Genomic DNA, 16,782 nt, shown 5'->3' with positions numbered 1-16,782 from the left:
GCCTATCTAATTAACTAAAATTAACCGTATACGCACCTATATAAGTTTGTTGATTACCCACTTTTTTACTTAAACGACATTCTAAACTGTAAGCTGTGCCCACATCTCTATTACTGTCACCAATCGTACTTGCAGAGACAGACTGAAATAAAAATCCAGGATAGCTAGATAGGGTAAAATCTTTCTTTAATAAAGTGGGCTTAGTTGCATAATGTGACCAATGTCTACGCACTAAACTACAATACACCGTACGGTGAGGTTGGTGCCAAATATCTAACCCCTGAAATTTTAAACCAACTTGGTTGCGAATAGGACATCGGATCGTTAAATCATGAGTCAAGGAGTCGTTTGTCACACCCGCCTCGTCAAAAGCAATCTCTCCATCCCCCCCAACCTGCTGACATTCTGTTGGATCAACAGACACTCTTACTTGCGCACTTACAGCAAAAGACAGTAATAATCCTGATACTAATAATATATGCTTCATCATGTTTCCTTCATTTCAACCTTTACAAGAAAACACAATGATTACATAAAAATTACAGTTGATTTATATTTATTGTAGATAAAAAACGCACCAGCCATTCATACAAGCTATTAATGGCTTGTTTTCTACTCCTCTCAATTTGAAAGAGACTTTCACTCAAAGCATCAGTGCTGCTGAAATTTTTTGCGCAAAGAAATCTATAAATACGCGTGATTTTTGTGCGAGAAACCCTGTATTTGGGTAAACGGCATAAATATCCGATTGATTTAATTTCCACTGCGGTAACACTTCAACGAGCGTCCCTTTTTGTAAATGGGAATAGGTAATAAAATCTGCCAGCAGCGCGATACCAGAACCATCTAACGCCGCAGCCAATAATGCCGACGCATCATCACACATGAGTGTTGGTGTAATCTCGACTTTTCTCGTGACCTTGTCTTTCGTTAATTGCCACTTTTTGCCTTGAGATAAATGCGAGAAATGTAAACATTGATGGTTTTGTATATCGGCAGGCCACTGAGGAACGCCTGCTTGTGCTAAATAATCAGGCGAGGCAACCAAGCGTCGTATATTAGGGGCGATCCGTTTAGCGCGTAAGCTTGAGTTACTTAAAGTCCCAATCCTAATTGCAACATCAATATTCTGCTGCATTAAGTCCTCAAAATTATCCTTTTGAATAAGCTCTAATTTAAGTTTGGGATAACAACGTAAAAATTCTCCCAAATATGGACTGATATGCAAACGTCCAAATGTATTGGGAATACTGACTCGCAAAGTGCCTCTTGGCTCACTATTTTCGCTCGCCATATCTTGCTCAATAGAGTCCAATTGAGAAAGCACGCCAGAGTAGGCCTCTAAATATCGCTGTCCAGCTTCTGTGATATTGACTTGTCTTGTTGTGCGCGTGAAAAGCTGCGTTTTTAATACGGATTCGAGCTTTTTTATCCTTCGTCCAAGTGTCGATGGTGATAACTCTAAAAGCTGAGCAGCAGTAACAAAGCTACCTGCTTGCGCTGTGGTCACAAATGTACTGTACAGGCCCAGTAAACCTTCATCTTGATTATAGCGTGTCATGCAATTCACTTCCTTATCACACGGTGATTATCCTCATACCAATCTATTGTAAAGTGCATGCAACTTCAAACAAACAGGTAAAAACATGCTAGAAGGAATTAAAGAACATGCATTTTTAGTCACTGGCGCAAGCGCTGGTATCGGACAAGCAACTGCGGTTTTGCTTGCCAAACTGGGCGCCAAAGTGACTATTTTGGCAAGACGTGAAAATGAGCTATTGCAAACGTTAGAGATGATCAAACCCTACACGGATGATGCAAGTTATCTCGTCGCCGATATTAATCAACACAACGTGCACCACCAAGCGATAGAGCATATGGTTACCAAATATGGGCGGTTTGACGGTGCTTTTAATAATGTAGGTACTATTGGGAATTTCGCTCCGTTACTAGAACAATCAGAAGCCGACTTTGACCGTACTTTAACCACAAATACCAAATCTATATGGCTCGCTGTACAAGCTCAAGCTCGCTACTTTAAAGAGCAGCAAAATGGCGGCGTTATCGTCAATACCTCTTCTTGGCTTGCTAACGGTGGGCTGATTGGGTCAACCAGCTACTCAGCGAGTAAAGGCGCACTAGACGCTTTTATTCGCCCAGCGGCTCTTGAGTTAAGTCAATACGGGATACGGATCAATAATATCAACCCCGGAGGTATTGATACTCAAATGACACGCAAAGCATTTAATCATGACGAGACGGTACTTCAGCAGTTTGCAAACCAGCACCCCAGAGGTTGCTTAGGCTCCTGTCTGGACATTGCTAATACAGTCGCGTTTTTACTGAGCGATGCGGCTGTGAACATCACGGGTCAATCCATTACTGTCGATGGTGGTTATGCCATTGCAGGTCAACGTTAAAGGAATATTCTAATGACAAAATCACTGTTAATAACGCTTTTTTTCTTATTCATGACAACCAGTGCACGGGCACAAAACATGAATAATATCAGCCAACGCGCGTACCGAGATGTCTTTGAACATACGCAATTATCAAAAAAAGAGCAGTCTCTTGCCTCTATCGCACTATTAATCGGCGCGAATCAAAAGCAACTCGCTGTGACAACTATTCAAGAGACACTGAATGCCAAAACATTGACCCCTCAACAAATAATTTCATTGCTTGCCCAGCTAACCAGTTATGTGGGGTTTCCAAAAATAGAGGCGATCACAGTGGGTTTACCAGAGAAAATACAAAAAGCGCAGATAAAGTTGCCAAAAGATACATTGAACATACGCCATGCGGTGGGTAAAAAATATTATGAAAAGCTTGATCCAAAAGGCTATCAAGTCATAAACGCTGCGTTTGGAGATGCTGCACCTCAGCTAATCGCCACAACATACCCTTTATTTGGTGATGCTTTTTCCCACCAAACACTCACTATTAGAGAAAAACAGTTAGTGACAGTCAGCTGTCTCACTGCACTTGGCAATGCCCAGCCACAATTGAGTTTTCATGTTGGTACATCATTGCATGTTGGTTTAACCGTGAATACGCTCTATGATATCGCGACTATCAGCCAATATTACTCTGGCATGCCAAGTGCTTACAATCTAGCCCTTGCGATTAAACAACATACCGAGTCACAAAAGCAAAACCCATATGCAGAATAAAAACCATGTGCCGCACTAATTTACTGCGGCACATGTTACTTGAGTGACTCATTTAAAACTCATTTATAGCAAGCTGCACAGCTTTATTTTCAACCTCTGCTTGATCTTGCCCTTGCGTAAATACAGCTATGGTTTTAGGAATCTGCTGTTTAAAGTGATGCACCGCAATGACACTCCCCGGCCCCATCCCTGTATGCCCCACAGTATGGAGACTATTATCATCATTGCACATTAGCCCCAACCCAATCGCTGGATGAGTCCAAGGACGCTCGCCCACATCGACATTCAATGGCAGCATAGACTGCATTTGCGCAAGCGCTTGATTACTCACAATGTCTCCATTGAATAAGTAATGTAAAAACAATGCCGCATCTTTCACCGTACCAGCCACCAAGCCATGGTAACACCAGTTGGGTTCGTAACCATTAACACTGCCTTCTAGCAGCATAAAAGCCTGCTTATCTTGTACGACGTGTGCACTGCTTAAACCCAGCTCTTTAACTAAGAGATCATGAATTAATGTCGCAAATTCCAAATCATAAAGTCGCTCTAATTGCTGGCGTAACAATAAATATCCAATATTCGAATAGCACCAGCCGTCTCCAGGCGAATACCGTAGTGCATCCACATCAACTTTTTCTAACAGCAGCTCTATCGGCCAGGGCTTGTCATTATTAGCAACTGCACGATGATACTCAGGTAAAAAAGAGTAATCTCCCAGGCCAGAACTATGATTCAATAATTGTTTATATGTGAAAGGCTTATCAGGATAAAAGTCATCCAATTTTATTTGCCCAGTTGCAGTTAAACGCATCATTAATGTGGCAATGACGCTTTTCGTAAAGCTCCACCAAGGCACCATGCCAGCTCCGCGCTCAAAGGCGGACCCGTTTTCATCTACAACGCAGTAAATCATCCAAGCTTTTCTCCATTAATAAACAGCATATTATTATGTATGACTTTTTTGAGATAAATAAATCAAGTGTGCTAGATTTAGTTTTATGCAAGGGTAAAAGCATAAAAACCAACCACCAACACGCAAGAATTTAATACAAATCCATAATTATATTAAATATTTAGTATTATGATGAATTTATCTCACACCTACTTTTATTGCTCAGTTGAGAATGTTAGTTTATTAGTCTGTTTAAAGTGATAGCTCAATATTGATAGGCGAATACCATGACCACACATAGTACTATTCAAAATATCCTAGTTGTTTGTATGGGAAATATTTGCCGCTCACCAACAATGGAAGCCGTCTTAAAAGCCAAAGCGGATGTGCATAATCTCAATATTGAAGTTGACTCAGCTGGTACCATCAATTACCACCAAGGCAATGCGCCAGATAAACGCAGTATGCAAGCAGGTGAAAAACGAGGCTATAGTTTTGCCAACATTCACTCTAGACAAGTTACACAAAATGACTTTGCAGCATTCGATCTTATCTTGTGCGCCGATAAGCAAAACTTATCAGATTTAAAAGCCGTTTGCCCCTCTGAGCATGCAAACAAACTCCATTTATTTTTAGAGTATGCGGACGCAGAGCAACAAGATGTGCCCGACCCTTACTATGGCCAAGGTGATGGATTCGAGTTAGTACTAGATTTGGTAGAAACTGCCAGCGAGCGCATAGTGCAGCGTTTATTAAGATCATAATACTGACTACATATATAACAACTTTACAACTAATAAACTGTATTACCCAAAATATCAGTAGGCAAAACTGGATGATTTTGCCTATACACAAAAATAAAAATACCAAAAATAAGCCCAAGCTTAAGGAAAAGAGATGAAAGAACTATCCCTCGTTTTAATTGGAGATTTTGACCCTTCTGTACCTGCTCATCAAGGTATCCCACTCTCTTTAGATATCGCCGCTGAAGACCTCAAGCTCAAAGTAACAGCCACTTGGCTTGGTACTGATCAGGTTAAAGACACAGAACTATCGCAATTTGATGGCATTTGGTGCGTTCCTAAAACCCCATACGCCGATCCAGATGGCGCACTGATGGCTATACGTTATGCAAGAGAAAACTTACTGCCATTCCTTGGTACATGCGGAGGTTTTCAACACGTGGTTGTCGAATACGCAAGAAATGTCATCGGTTGGTCGGATGCTGCACATGGTGAGTCGGAGCCAGATGCGAGCAGGCAAGTCATCTCGCCACTGAGCTGCGCATTAGTCGAAACAACTGAGCAAATCAATCTATTTGAGCACAGTCAATTGGCAAGTATTTATGGCACACCAAGTATTCATGAAGGGTATCGCTGTCGCTACGGTTTAAATACAGCTTTTCGTGAAGCCCTACTTCAAGGTCCTTTAGTTGCATCAGCAGACGACGATACAACTGAAATTCGCGCAGTAGAACTGACAATTCACCCGTTTTTTATTGCCACACTTTTCCAGCCTGAGCGCGCTGCATTGAGTGACAAACGCTCTCCTCTTATTGCTGCATTTGTTAATGCCTGTGCGCAAAATCAAGGTTTATAAGCCTAATGGTAAGATACGCTTGCCTTTTTAAGCTTGATTAGGTAAAAAACCACCTCATTATCTGGAGGTGTGAATTGTCTGACTTTGACATTGAAAACATATATGCGCAAATAGCCGATGATTTGCGCTCAACCGGCTTAAGCATTATAGAAAATGCCGTTGACCCCAAAATTATCCAAACGCTCAACGAACGCATTGCAAGTTTAGAAGAAGATACTTTTCAAACTGCAGGGGTTGGTCGTCAAAGTGACCACGAAAAAAATGCCCAGATCAGACGAGATAAAATTCGTTGGCTTGAAAGAGGCAATGCCCAAGAGGCCGGCTACCTAGATGCGATGGATGAATTAAAAAGCTACTTAAACCGCCGTTTATTCATGGGCCTATTCAGCTATGAAAGTCACTTTGCACATTATCAGCAAGGCGCCTTTTACAAAAAGCATCTCGATGCATTTAAAGGCAAAGCTAACCGAGTTCTCACAACGGTCTTTTACCTTAATGAAGACTGGTGTACAGATGACGGTGGCGAGCTGGTCATTTATCAAGCTGAAAATCATGACAAAGAACTGTGCCGCGTTTTGCCAAAGCAAGGCACACTGGTAACTTTTTTAAGTGACGAATTCCCACATGAAGTGTTAGCAGCCAATAAATCAAGATATTCAATTGCAGGCTGGTTTAGAGTTAATGCCAGCACCGCAGCGCATATCGACCCACCACGTTAACTTGTTGTAAGTAAAGCAACTACCTTCTTATCCTGTGCAAAGATAGTGTTCACTATCTCTGCACACTCTATTTGTAAGCTATCTAGCCATATTCTATGCCTCAACGTTTCATTACAAAATTTAACTTTTAAATGGCAGCTAATGCAGATATCTTGGCAAAAAATTTAAGGAAAACACCATGTATAAATTGCTACTGCCCATTCTGATGTTGAGTGTATTGTCAGGCTGTATATTCGTATCAAAGGAGGTGCAATATTATGACGAGCAATGCCATATTACTAAACGCAAACATGTTTTAAGCACAGAGCAAATGGCTTCGCTTGGAAATTGCTCAGGCAGAGCGTGTGCCATGGTGATGGCCGGTGCTGGCATCGTCTCCGCTGCGAGTCTTGTGGTTTCTGGTACCGTTGTTATGACTCAAAACACACTCTCTTGGCTTGAGCAAAGTAGAGGATGTGAAACATTAGATGCAACTAATCTTGAGAAAAGTACACAATCTTAATAAGGAAAAACAACCTCAACTTTGAGTCCGCCTTTTGCTCTATTGCGGATACAGATCTGGCCGTTATGCGCATCGGTAATTTCTCTGCATAACGCCAATCCCAGCCCCGTCCCACTGGACTTAGTTGAATAAAACGGCAACAGTGCATTGGTCAACACAGCTTCACTCATGCCCGGGCCTCTATCTGATATGGTCATTTTAATGCCTTCGTTGGTTGGATTGACACTCAGTGCTATCGCGTCAATATCAGTCCCAGACTCATGGGCATTTTTTAATAAGTTAATCAGTAATTGCTCTAGCTGCCCTTTATCTGCTGAAATCACCTCAACATCACACGACACAGTAAAGGACCACTGCATTTTCAGTGCGTCCATTAAAGGGGCGAGTACAACAGGCTTTATCTGTGGCGCAGGCAACTTAGCAAATGTGCCATAGCCTTGGATAAAATCACATAAATGCTCAATGCGTTCATCAATCGTGTTGAACACACGATTGAGTCGCGCTTCATCAAGCTTATTGGCAATAATTTTACCACTGTGCAGCATGGATGAAATTGGCCCCAAAGAGTTGTTCAACTCATGACTGATAACACGTATGACCTTTTTCCATACCGCCACTTCCTGACGGTTTAACTCTTTTGTTAGCTGCTTAAAAATAAATAAATTATGGGGCTGATTATTTAATAAAAGCTTACCCACTGTGCTGTGCCACATTTGCTCCTCTCCAAGTGAAGGGATGACACTCACTAACCCATCGGTCCCCTGCTCTATCGCATCAATGATTTCTATCGGGGTCTCTGGGCAAAGACTTTTTATCGATTTCCCCTCTAATGCTGTTGAGCTCGCCATTAGCTTTTGAGCGCTAGGATTCGCAAACACCACTGTTTCATTTTCATCCACTAAGAGCAGCGCTTGCGGTGCACTTTGCAGCATTTTGTCCAACATCATCTCTCGTTGATAGAGCCACTGTTTTTCGTTTCGTAATTGCTTCGCGGTTTCATTGTATAAGTGACACAAGTCCCCAAAGCTGTCTTTTGACTGGTAAGCTAATTGATTTGAAAAGTCACCGTCTTTAAAGTTCAAAAGACCAATCTGAAGGGCATCCAATGCTTGTAAGAATGAGCTAAAAAATAAACGCAACAATACACAGGTAAGTATCCAGCTAGACACAGCAGTCAAAAACCACATTGACCAAGAAACAAAAAATGCCACGGGTAAGCTCGCCAATAGCGTACTTATAGCAATTGCGATACAGGCTTTTTTAGTTAACGCCTTTTGGGTATTTTCCATTAATAGTCGATTCCGTGCTTTTGCAAACGCCGATATAAGGCTTGGCGGCTCATTCCAAACTGTCTCGCGACCTTGGCTATCACCCCTTCGCATTGATGCATTGCCTGCTGTAATTCTTGCTTTGAAGGCTCGTTATTATGTATCTGCGTAGTCTGTGTCTTAACTTGAGTAAGCCCAAAATCTGCGGCATCTAACTCACCTTGCGGCTTTAATACGCCTGCGCGCTTACAGGCATTTTCAAGTTCTCTCACATTACCCGGCCAACTGTGCGCACAAAGCGCTTTTTCTGCACTCAATGACAATGCTCTCTGTGGTAAAAAATGGTGCACCAAGGGAATGATGTCATCGGTTCTTTGCTTTAAATTTGGTAAGTTAATTTCAATCACATTTAAGCGATAATATAAATCTTCACGAAAACGCCCAGCGGCAATATCATTCAATAATTGCGCATTGGTTGCCGATATAACACGTACATTTACTTTGCGTGTTTCAACCGAGCCAAGCCGCTCAAACTCGCCTGTTTGCAGCACACGAAGTAGCTTCATTTGACCTGAGAGCGGTAAGTTACCAATCTCATCTAGGAATAACGTACCGCCATCGGCGGCTTCAAATCGACCTATGCGCTGCTTATTCGCTCCCGTATAAGCGCCCGCTTCTGCGCCAAATAATTCAGCTTCAATCAGGCTATCAGGTAAAGCCCCAGCGTTTACGCGAATAAAAGGCTGATTGACTAGTCGAGAGTTTGCCTGAATTATTTCGGCTACCTTTTCTTTACCACTGCCATTTGCGCCCGTAATAAGCACCGACACATCCGACTTGGCCACTTGCAGTGCCATTTCAACAGCGCGCTGCATCGCAACGCTTTTATAAATTAAGCCGCATAGTTGCGCATCTGCGTTAAAGTTTGATCGCTCTTGCTCTTGACGGTGCAGCTGTTGACTATCTTGATTAGCTTTTCCAAGTGCGATGAGGTTAGCAACGCTTATCAGCAGCTTTTCGTCATTCCAAGGCTTTGCAAGATAGTCCGCAGCGCCTGCCTTAACTAAGGAAATGGCCATCTCTAGCTCTGTCCACGCAGTTAATAGAATAATGGGCAAATTAGGATTGATAGCGCGAAGCTGATAAAACAGCGCTTTGCCTTCTTCACCTGAGGTCGTATCCGCAGAAAAGTTCATGTCTTGAATAGCTAAATCAATGCGCTGGTAACGCACAATTTGCTCTGCTTCAAAAGGAGATGAAGCAAGCGCAACTTGATAGTCATGTAATTCAAAAAGTAGTGACAATGACTGCAAAACCGCAGGATTATCATCAATGATCAGTATTTTATCCATGTGCTTATTTTTATTATGTTACACCCCAATGAGTGTAACATAATACGCTCCGTCTTTACTCTAAATACTGCGTGTCGCGACACTAGGCGAAATGTTCGCCGCACGCTGAGCTGGTAAAAGCACAGCAATTAAGCTCATCACTATCATCGCAATTGCAGTTAATAAAATAGACATATTCTCGAGAGGTGGCACATCATAAATACCCATTAACTTTCGTCCAAGTAACAATGCCCCAATTACACCTATCAGCATACCAAGCGAAGTCACCACCATATTCTCCAATAAAAAATGCTTGAAGATGGTTGATTTTCGAGCGCCTAACGCACGCCTTGTACCTATCTGTTTGGTGCGCTTGCTGATATTAAAATGTGTTAGGCCAAAAATACCGAGTGCCGTAATGACCCCTAAAAAGACCACTATCGAGATAAGCATCTTGATCATCAACCTATCACTGGCATAGGTATCGGCTTTTGATTTATCCAGTGCTTTAACATCCATAACCACGCGTCCACGACTTAATTCCAATAGCAGAGGTTCAATCTTGTTCATGACTTCTGCACGTTGGTGCTCTGTTGTCTTAACAACAAACTTCTGATATGCCGTGCTGTCTTGCAATGGTAGAAGCACCAAATTGTCGGCAATGTTTGATTTAGGCCACTGACTTTTAATGGTATCAATAATGCCGATAACTTTAGCCGCATTGTTGCCACTATATATGGTTTCGTTTAAACCCTTGCCTTCCCCAAATAGCGCATTGGCCACAGCTCTGCTCACAATAGCAACGGTTGGATACTCTTTTTTTCTATCATACACAACGTCGTTTTCGGTAAAGTTGCGACCTTCAGTTACCTCAAGCCCCAGAGCACCGACCAAGGTATGATTGCCATAGAGGTACCCTGAGTCCACAGACTTACCTTTGAGTTCATCAGGATCCGTACTGAGCGCCCAAGCCCCGCCGCTTCGAGTCAATGGCACCGAACTCACCGCCAACGCCTCTATCACCCCAGGTAGATCTTTTAATTTTTGAATATCTTCATCAAACTGCTTTGCCTTATCAATGCGCTTATCATACGTCACAACAAGGTATGAAATAATACTTTGCTCATCGTAACCCGTTTGCTGATTCATCTTTTCCAATCTGTCGAACACAATCGACATCGCATTACTGACCAGTGCAAGCGTAATTGCGATTTGTAATACTAACAATATCGCCCCTGTTTTAGAGCGCTTTAATGCACTTAATATCGGTTTAATTTCTGACATATTCCGCACTCCTTTACTGTACTTTTAAATGTGTTGCTGGAGAGGTTTTACACACCACCCAAGCTGGAAATAACCCTGCAATTAAGCAAGCTAAGATGGAGATAACTGGAGCAACCAGCAGCATTTTCCAATCCATTATCGCGATTAAGTCATACCCGCTCATAGTACCTCGAATGCCAGCAAGGCCGACTTGGGCCAGCAATACCCCTACAATCGAGCCAAGCAGTCCAAGTAATGCGACCTCAACTAAATGCTGACTAAATATCTGTGTTTTACTGGCACCAAGTGCACGTCTAACCCCTGCATCCGGTGCGCGTTTCATAAATTTTGCCAGCAACAGACCTAAAATATTGGCGACGCACACAGCCAAAAACATAAAGCTCAAACCAACAAGGATTTTATTGTCTGAGCTGACTACATGGTTATATTCCAGCCACTGCGGTACCGTTTTAAGATTGTAATCAAGCGCCTTTCTATTGAATCGGCCAAGCTTTTGCTGCTCTGTCATATAATCCATGACGAATTGCCCATACATCCGCTTTTGCGATTCTGAATCAAACTCGACCCAAAATTGCAACCATACGTTTTCCGAGTTTAAAAAGTCCTCAAATGAATCAATATCCTCACTTTTCCAGCCATTGGTGTTGCCCCAGCTTGGCACCTTGTACGCTTCGATATGAGTAAAAGGCACAAATACTTGCTCCGATGCTTCAAAAGGATCATTATTTACATCGTAGAATTTAACTGCGGGCTGCCAAGCTTTTATTACGCCAACCACTTCATGTAGGCGTTCACCTAAATATATTGACTCTCCAAGCACATCTGTTTTTCCAAACAGCTTGTTTGCGAGATCGTCACTTATCACAGCAACCAGCGCAGCTTGCTCACTTTGAGACTCACTCCATACATTGCCATGTAAAAAAGGCACATCAAACAGTTCAAAAAAGTGGCGACTGGTTACCCGTAAACCCTGTATAAAGGGCACACTGTCAGGTCTGTCAGTGTGCACAGCAGCGCCGGACTTGACCATGGCGACGCGTTTTTCCAGCGGTGAGTTTTCGAGTAAATATTTGGCATCCGGATAAGTTAACTGCAAAGGCACGTCATCTTCTGTCCGCCATGTATAGCCGTCATCTAGTACTTGCAATTGTACAGCGTGTAATTTGTCACTTTTGTGTGCAATAGGGTCTGCACTCATCATGTGATAAACGGAGAGTGTCGTCATAGTCACGCCGATACCAATACCAATAGCGATGATCATCAACATGCTGACAAACGGCGTTTGCTTGATATTTCGCCAAGCCAGATCGCAATAGTGTAGCAACATATTAAGCCCCTACCGTTTTGTTGATTGTCTCGCGAGCCACATGTCCACCTTGATAAAGCGTAAAGTCAGCAACCTGCCCGTCTACAATCTGAATATTTCGCGGTGTTCTTCTAGCAAGCTCTTGGTCGTGCGTCACCATCACAATGGTGGTACCGGCTTGATTTAACTCTTCAAGCAATGTCATGACTTGCCTTGCCATTAAGCTATCGAGGTTACCTGTTGGTTCATCGGCGAGTAAAAAACGCGGCTCTCCTGCCAATGCTCGTGCAATTGCAACACGCTGCTGTTGCCCACCAGAGAGCTGCTGAGGTAAATGACGCGCTCGACCTGCTAGCCCCACTTGCTCGAGGCATTGTTCAACACGCTTTTTGCGCTCCTTGGCTTTAATGCCGCGATAACGCAGTGGCACTTCAATGTTTTCAAATAAATCCAGATCGGGAATTAGATTAAAACCCTGAAAAATAAACCCTATTTTTTGATTACGTAAATCTGAGCGTTGATTATCATTGAGTTTACCGATATCAATGCCATCTAAGGTATATTGACCTGATGAGTAAGGCTCTAAGAGACCTGCAATATTCAAAAACGTTGTTTTACCAGAACCTGATGGCCCAGTAACTGCAATAAACTCGCCTTCTTCAACGGTTAAATTAAACTCTCTCAGTGCCTGTGTTTGAACCATTTCAGTTTGGTATAACTTTCCAATATTTTGCATGTGTAGCATGATATGTTTCCTTTATTTTTATCTAATTAGCACTGAGTCAGCATTGCTGAACGCATCATAGCCAGAGATGATGATTTCGTCACCTTCTTGTAGACCAGTGGTGATCTCAATGTCTTTTAAACTGCTTGAACCTGTTGATATTTCAACCTTTTGAGCAAAATTGTCGCGCAATCGATACGCGAAATAGCCGCCATTATTTAAAAATGGGCCACGCCTGACTTTCAGTACGTTTTCTTTATTTTCTAATTGAATACGGGCATGCACACGCTGGTTTTGGCGAATGCCTGTAATATCTTGATTGGTGAACTTAACTCTTGCTGTGACTTCGCGGTCGCTCACTTCAGGCGAGATAGCACTCAGTTGACCAACAAACTCTGTTGCCCCAACTCGCATAAGCACGGCCATTTCTAGCCCCAGCTCATTGGCATAACTTTCTGGTACTCTCAGTTCAGCTTCATAAGCGGACAGGTCGACTAATGTCATCAAGGATTGGTTTTGGCTGACTGCGGCTTTATTTTGCACCAGCAAATTACCTACGATGCCATCCACGGTTGCGCGCACTTGTAAATTGTTGACGCGTCGTTTTACTTCCTCTACCACCAGCGCTTGTCTCTCAAAACGGCTCTTCGCAGAAGCCAGTTCAAACTTGAGTGTATCGCTGCCTATTTCCGCTTCTTTTTGCGCATGAGAGAAGTTAACTTTTGCTTTTGCGTAATCGTCTTGCGCTTGCTCTAAGTCAATCTGGCTAATTAAGCTAGATTGAATTGACAGTTGAGCACGGCGGTTTTCACGCTCGGCAGCCTCAAGCGACACTTTTGCTAAATCAAGAGACTTCTCAAGCGTCAGCGCTTGACGACGCGCTTCTAGTTGCTGCCTCTGCCACTCACTTTCAAGACGTGATAGTTCAGACTCTTGCTGTTTGAGTTCACTGCTCAGCTCTGGACTGTGTATGTGTGCAACAAGCTGCCCCGCTTTAACGTTATCACCAGCGCTGACATGCAAAGTCGTCACGCCGACTTCTGGGCTATATACAGTTGGTGCATGTGCTGCAACTATGCGCCCATGGGCACCAATTTCCCGTGTTAATTTACCGACTTCAACAGTTGCAATATCAAGCAGCCCTTTATCTACAGAACGCTGCGCTTGTGGCGACATAAATACCCACAAAAATGTTAATAGGAGCACGATTAGTATCGCACCACCCCACACTGACTTGCGCTGAAAAAATGCTCTGCGCTCCAGCATATATTGATCCTGTCCACTGGTATCTTTAATCATCTTAGCCTCTCGCTTTATCCTAGTGGACCAAGTAATACCAATAACATGCCAAAATTAAGCCATTGAATATTAAGAGTTTTAAATTATTATTGTTATTTAAAAGCGTCCGCGGACAGAAAATGTGTCCGCAGCGGACAGGTTGGTGTAATACGATAAATTTATGGCGTAGCAATAGATGTAAGATACTAAAGGTGCAGTTAGAACAAGAACAAGATATAGTAGTAAATAGAAAAACTGACAGGAAGCCCGATGCGTACTCTTATTATAATAATCGCTTTTTTGCTGAGCTTTTCAAGCATAGCGATGCCGGAAAATATCATACTGGTTCGCCATGCCGAAAAACAAAAAGGTGTCGATCCGAGTTTAACTCAGCAGGGAATTAAACGTGCTCAAATCATAGCGCAAATGATGCTGCCTTATGAGCCCACTAAACTTTATTCAACTAATTACAATCGTACTAAAGCAACACTCGCCCCACTGGCAGATCTCATTGATACACATATTTCATTGTATGATGCCGGTAACCTTGAAGCATTCGCTCATATGCTTAAAAAGCAAACTGGCACCATTGTTGTTGCAGGTCACAGTAATACGACTCCTGAGCTTATAAAGCTACTCACTGAGAGAGATGTGAGTATTGCTGAAGACGAATTTGACAAAGTCTTTGTCGTTACTTTTGAAGAAAAAGCCGCGAAGCTAACAATCAATAGTTCAGATCAGTAGCTCCCCACACTCTGTTGCCGTGTAATAATGTGTAATGTTTATACAGGCACAATCTCAATATAATACTCACATCACGTTGTGGCACCATTAAGTTAACTCAATGGTGTCGTTATATAGATAAATGGAGTACTTGAGATATGTCGTTCATTTCACCCCCGGGATCTTATAAATTGAGCTGCCGTAATATCCATTTTGAGGGCATTCCCGGCGAGGAAGATTGCTATATCATCGCATTATGTCAAAAAGAAGATGGTAGCTGGGTTGAAAGCAGACTCAAGTATGATATCGCAAATATCAATGGCAAGCTCACATGGGCGCCAGATAGAAAGTAGTATTCCCTTTTAAACACATGCAATTCTATGTCGATACCGGGTCTAGGCATGGACCCTTTTTTCCCTTCAAAGTAACGCAAAAATCGCATCAAGTCCTGCTGTTATTCTCTCTGGTTCTTGCCCTGCAAAGCCAAGTCGTATGTGTGTTTCTCTTTCTATTTTAGTGTGGCAAAACGCCTGTTCAGTGTGCGCAAATATCTTTGCTTCCTCAAGCTTGGCTGGTAAATCTGATATATCTCGTTTTAAATCAACCCAAAATGCCATCCCACCATCTGGTTGTTTAAATTCAATATCAAATCCCTGTTCTTTGAGATCACCGAGTTTTTGTGCCATCAAGTCGCACCGCTGTTGATATAGTTTAGTCATTCGACGCAGGTGCCTTTCAAAGTTGCCCGTTGCCATCCAATCAGCAATGGCCAACTGCATTAACACATCATTCTTATGATTTATCAGCCTTTTCAGTCCTACAAGCTGCTCAAGTACAGCTGGTGCTGCGGTGACATAGCCTAACCTTGCACCTGCGAACATGATTTTCGAAAAGGTCGAGAGGTAAATCACTATTTGCGCGGGATCATTCGCAGCCATTGGCTGAAGTGGAGGACAGCGGTAGTGAAATTCATGATCATAATCGTCTTCTATGATAAAAACGCCGTGCTGTGCACATAACTTATATATCGCCATTCTTCTCGCAACCGACATAGTGAGTGTGGTGGGATATTGATGCAACGGGGTTAAATACAATAAGCGAATAGCCGAGCTGGCAAAACCTTCCGCCAAGGCTTCAACACACAAGCCCTGCTCATCTTGTTTAATATCGTAAATCACGCCACCTGCTGCCATAAAAGCTTGCCTAGCTGGCGGGTAGCCAAGTAACTCCATTGCAACCCCTTCACCAGGGTTCAAAAACGCTTGCGCTGTTAAAAACAAGGCTTCCTGTGAGCCATTACAAACCAGTACATCATCACAGGGTAGTCCTCGCGCTTTGCGCAAGTATGCTTTTAACTGCGTACGTAGTTCGGGCTCTCCAGCCACATTTTGATAATGAAGTGCATGGGCATTGCTACTACGACATACCTTATTGATACTGCGCCTGAACTCATCAAATGGAAACTGCGTAATATCCGGCAGTCCACCTGCAAAATTATAGGTATATTCTTCTAAAGGCGGTGATGGATGTTTAGGCATGACGGCAGCAAATTTTGGCGTTACAGGCTCAAATGTCACGTCTTGTTCATGGACTTGTGTGCTATGCACGATAGGCAATTGGCTATTAACCTTATAGCCTTTTCGTAACTCAGACACCAACCATCCTTCAGCAACCAAGTTTTGCAATGCATTCATCACCGTATGACGATTCACAGAAAACAGCTCACCTAAAGCCCGTGCTGAGGGTAACTTTTCACCGGGCTTAATGTGGCCGCTTTGAATTGCTGAGCGCACTTGCTCTGCCATTTGAATATATTTTGCTTTATTTTTTTTATCTAATGGGCGCCCTGTAAACATCATTTTATCGCAGCAGTATTAAGTGCTATTGAGCGTATAAAAATCTCAGCCTGCTAGCAAGCTGGTATAGAAAATTTTTAAGATCTGGTTGTTTAAACCTGACCAGAAAAGCGTAGCCTTAATT

The 16,782-nt window shown here is 42.8% G+C and carries 18 protein-coding genes; 8 read left to right on the top strand and 10 right to left on the bottom strand.

Annotation, left to right across the window (positions count from 1 at the left end):
• Positions 1-10: 10 nt before the first annotated feature.
• A complete protein-coding gene (locus L1077_RS10270; RefSeq protein ID WP_237136758.1) occupies positions 11-487 on the bottom strand; it encodes a hypothetical protein in 477 nt (158 codons plus the stop codon).
• Between the two features lie 156 nt (positions 488-643).
• Complete coding sequence (locus L1077_RS10265) at positions 644-1,561, bottom strand: LysR family transcriptional regulator (RefSeq protein ID WP_237136757.1); 918 nt, start codon at positions 1,559-1,561, stop codon at positions 644-646.
• 85 nt (positions 1,562-1,646) lie between these two features.
• Here L1077_RS10265 and L1077_RS10260 point away from each other — a divergent pair, with 85 nt between their 5' ends.
• Together L1077_RS10260 and L1077_RS10255 are read left to right on the top strand one after the other, a co-directional pair.
• Positions 1,647-2,420, top strand: a complete 774-nt coding sequence (locus L1077_RS10260) for an SDR family NAD(P)-dependent oxidoreductase (protein ID WP_237136756.1) — start codon at positions 1,647-1,649, stop codon at positions 2,418-2,420.
• A gap of 12 nt (positions 2,421-2,432) precedes the next feature.
• A complete protein-coding gene (locus tag L1077_RS10255) occupies positions 2,433-3,173 on the top strand; it encodes a carboxymuconolactone decarboxylase family protein (protein ID WP_237136755.1) in 741 nt (246 codons plus the stop codon).
• 52 nt (positions 3,174-3,225) lie between these two features.
• On the opposite strand, the gene L1077_RS10250 is transcribed toward L1077_RS10255, so the two are convergent.
• On the bottom strand, positions 3,226-4,089 hold the full coding sequence (locus tag L1077_RS10250; RefSeq protein WP_237136754.1) for a serine hydrolase domain-containing protein: 864 nt from the start codon (positions 4,087-4,089) through the stop codon (positions 3,226-3,228).
• 284 nt (positions 4,090-4,373) lie between these two features.
• Here L1077_RS10250 and L1077_RS10245 point away from each other — a divergent pair, with 284 nt between their 5' ends.
• The 4 genes from L1077_RS10245 (at position 4,374) to L1077_RS10230 (ending at position 6,888) form a co-directional block, all read left to right on the top strand.
• Complete coding sequence (locus L1077_RS10245) at positions 4,374-4,832, top strand: low molecular weight protein-tyrosine-phosphatase (protein ID WP_237136876.1); 459 nt, start codon at positions 4,374-4,376, stop codon at positions 4,830-4,832.
• A 133-nt stretch (positions 4,833-4,965) separates the two neighbouring features.
• The gene (locus tag L1077_RS10240; protein ID WP_237136753.1) at positions 4,966-5,667 is read left to right on the top strand and encodes a CTP synthase C-terminal region-related (seleno)protein; all 702 of its coding nucleotides are present in this window, start codon (positions 4,966-4,968) and stop codon (positions 5,665-5,667) included.
• Between the two features lie 74 nt (positions 5,668-5,741).
• Complete coding sequence (locus L1077_RS10235) at positions 5,742-6,386, top strand: 2OG-Fe(II) oxygenase (protein WP_237136752.1); 645 nt, start codon at positions 5,742-5,744, stop codon at positions 6,384-6,386.
• A gap of 178 nt (positions 6,387-6,564) precedes the next feature.
• Positions 6,565-6,888 carry a hypothetical protein gene (locus L1077_RS10230; RefSeq protein ID WP_237136751.1) on the top strand — a complete coding sequence of 108 codons (324 nt, stop codon included), beginning with the start codon at positions 6,565-6,567 and terminating at the stop codon, positions 6,886-6,888.
• On the opposite strand, the gene L1077_RS10225 is transcribed toward L1077_RS10230, so the two are convergent.
• The 6 genes from L1077_RS10225 to L1077_RS10200 are packed head-to-tail and all read right to left on the bottom strand — an operon-like array spanning position 6,885 to position 14,100.
• The gene (locus L1077_RS10225; RefSeq protein ID WP_440589542.1) at positions 6,885-8,177 is read right to left on the bottom strand and encodes a sensor histidine kinase; all 1,293 of its coding nucleotides are present in this window, start codon (positions 8,175-8,177) and stop codon (positions 6,885-6,887) included. The genes L1077_RS10230 and L1077_RS10225 overlap by 4 nt on opposite strands.
• Entirely contained in the window at positions 8,177-9,508 is a 1,332-nt protein-coding gene (locus L1077_RS10220; protein ID WP_237136749.1) for a sigma-54-dependent transcriptional regulator, read from the bottom strand. Before L1077_RS10220 ends, L1077_RS10225 begins: the two co-directional genes overlap by 1 nt.
• A gap of 60 nt (positions 9,509-9,568) precedes the next feature.
• Entirely contained in the window at positions 9,569-10,771 is a 1,203-nt protein-coding gene (locus tag L1077_RS10215; RefSeq protein ID WP_237136748.1) for an ABC transporter permease, read from the bottom strand.
• Positions 10,772-10,784: 13 nt separating this feature from the next.
• A complete protein-coding gene (locus tag L1077_RS10210; protein WP_237136747.1) occupies positions 10,785-12,098 on the bottom strand; it encodes an ABC transporter permease in 1,314 nt (437 codons plus the stop codon).
• A 1-nt stretch (position 12,099) separates the two neighbouring features.
• Positions 12,100-12,822, bottom strand: a complete 723-nt coding sequence (locus L1077_RS10205; protein WP_237136746.1) for an ABC transporter ATP-binding protein — start codon at positions 12,820-12,822, stop codon at positions 12,100-12,102.
• Between the two features lie 18 nt (positions 12,823-12,840).
• On the bottom strand, positions 12,841-14,100 hold the full coding sequence (locus L1077_RS10200; protein WP_237136745.1) for an efflux RND transporter periplasmic adaptor subunit: 1,260 nt from the start codon (positions 14,098-14,100) through the stop codon (positions 12,841-12,843).
• A gap of 249 nt (positions 14,101-14,349) precedes the next feature.
• Between L1077_RS10200 and L1077_RS10195 the strand changes: the two genes are divergently transcribed.
• Complete coding sequence (locus L1077_RS10195; RefSeq protein ID WP_237136744.1) at positions 14,350-14,823, top strand: SixA phosphatase family protein; 474 nt, start codon at positions 14,350-14,352, stop codon at positions 14,821-14,823.
• 137 nt (positions 14,824-14,960) lie between these two features.
• Entirely contained in the window at positions 14,961-15,155 is a 195-nt protein-coding gene (locus L1077_RS10190; RefSeq protein ID WP_237136743.1) for a CVNH domain-containing protein, read from the top strand.
• A 66-nt stretch (positions 15,156-15,221) separates the two neighbouring features.
• Here L1077_RS10190 and pdxR read toward each other — a convergent pair whose 3' ends face one another.
• On the bottom strand, positions 15,222-16,658 hold the full coding sequence (gene pdxR / locus L1077_RS10185) for a MocR-like pyridoxine biosynthesis transcription factor PdxR (protein WP_237136875.1): 1,437 nt from the start codon (positions 16,656-16,658) through the stop codon (positions 15,222-15,224).
• Between the last annotated feature and the right edge of the window lie 124 nt (positions 16,659-16,782).

The sequence above is a fragment of the Pseudoalteromonas luteoviolacea genome, from assembly GCF_021654285.1.
In the GTDB taxonomy this organism is placed as follows: Bacteria; Pseudomonadota; Gammaproteobacteria; order Enterobacterales; family Alteromonadaceae; genus Pseudoalteromonas; species Pseudoalteromonas luteoviolacea_J.
Note: the sequence above shows the minus strand (reverse complement) of the source record. Positions and strands in the feature narration are given on the sequence as shown.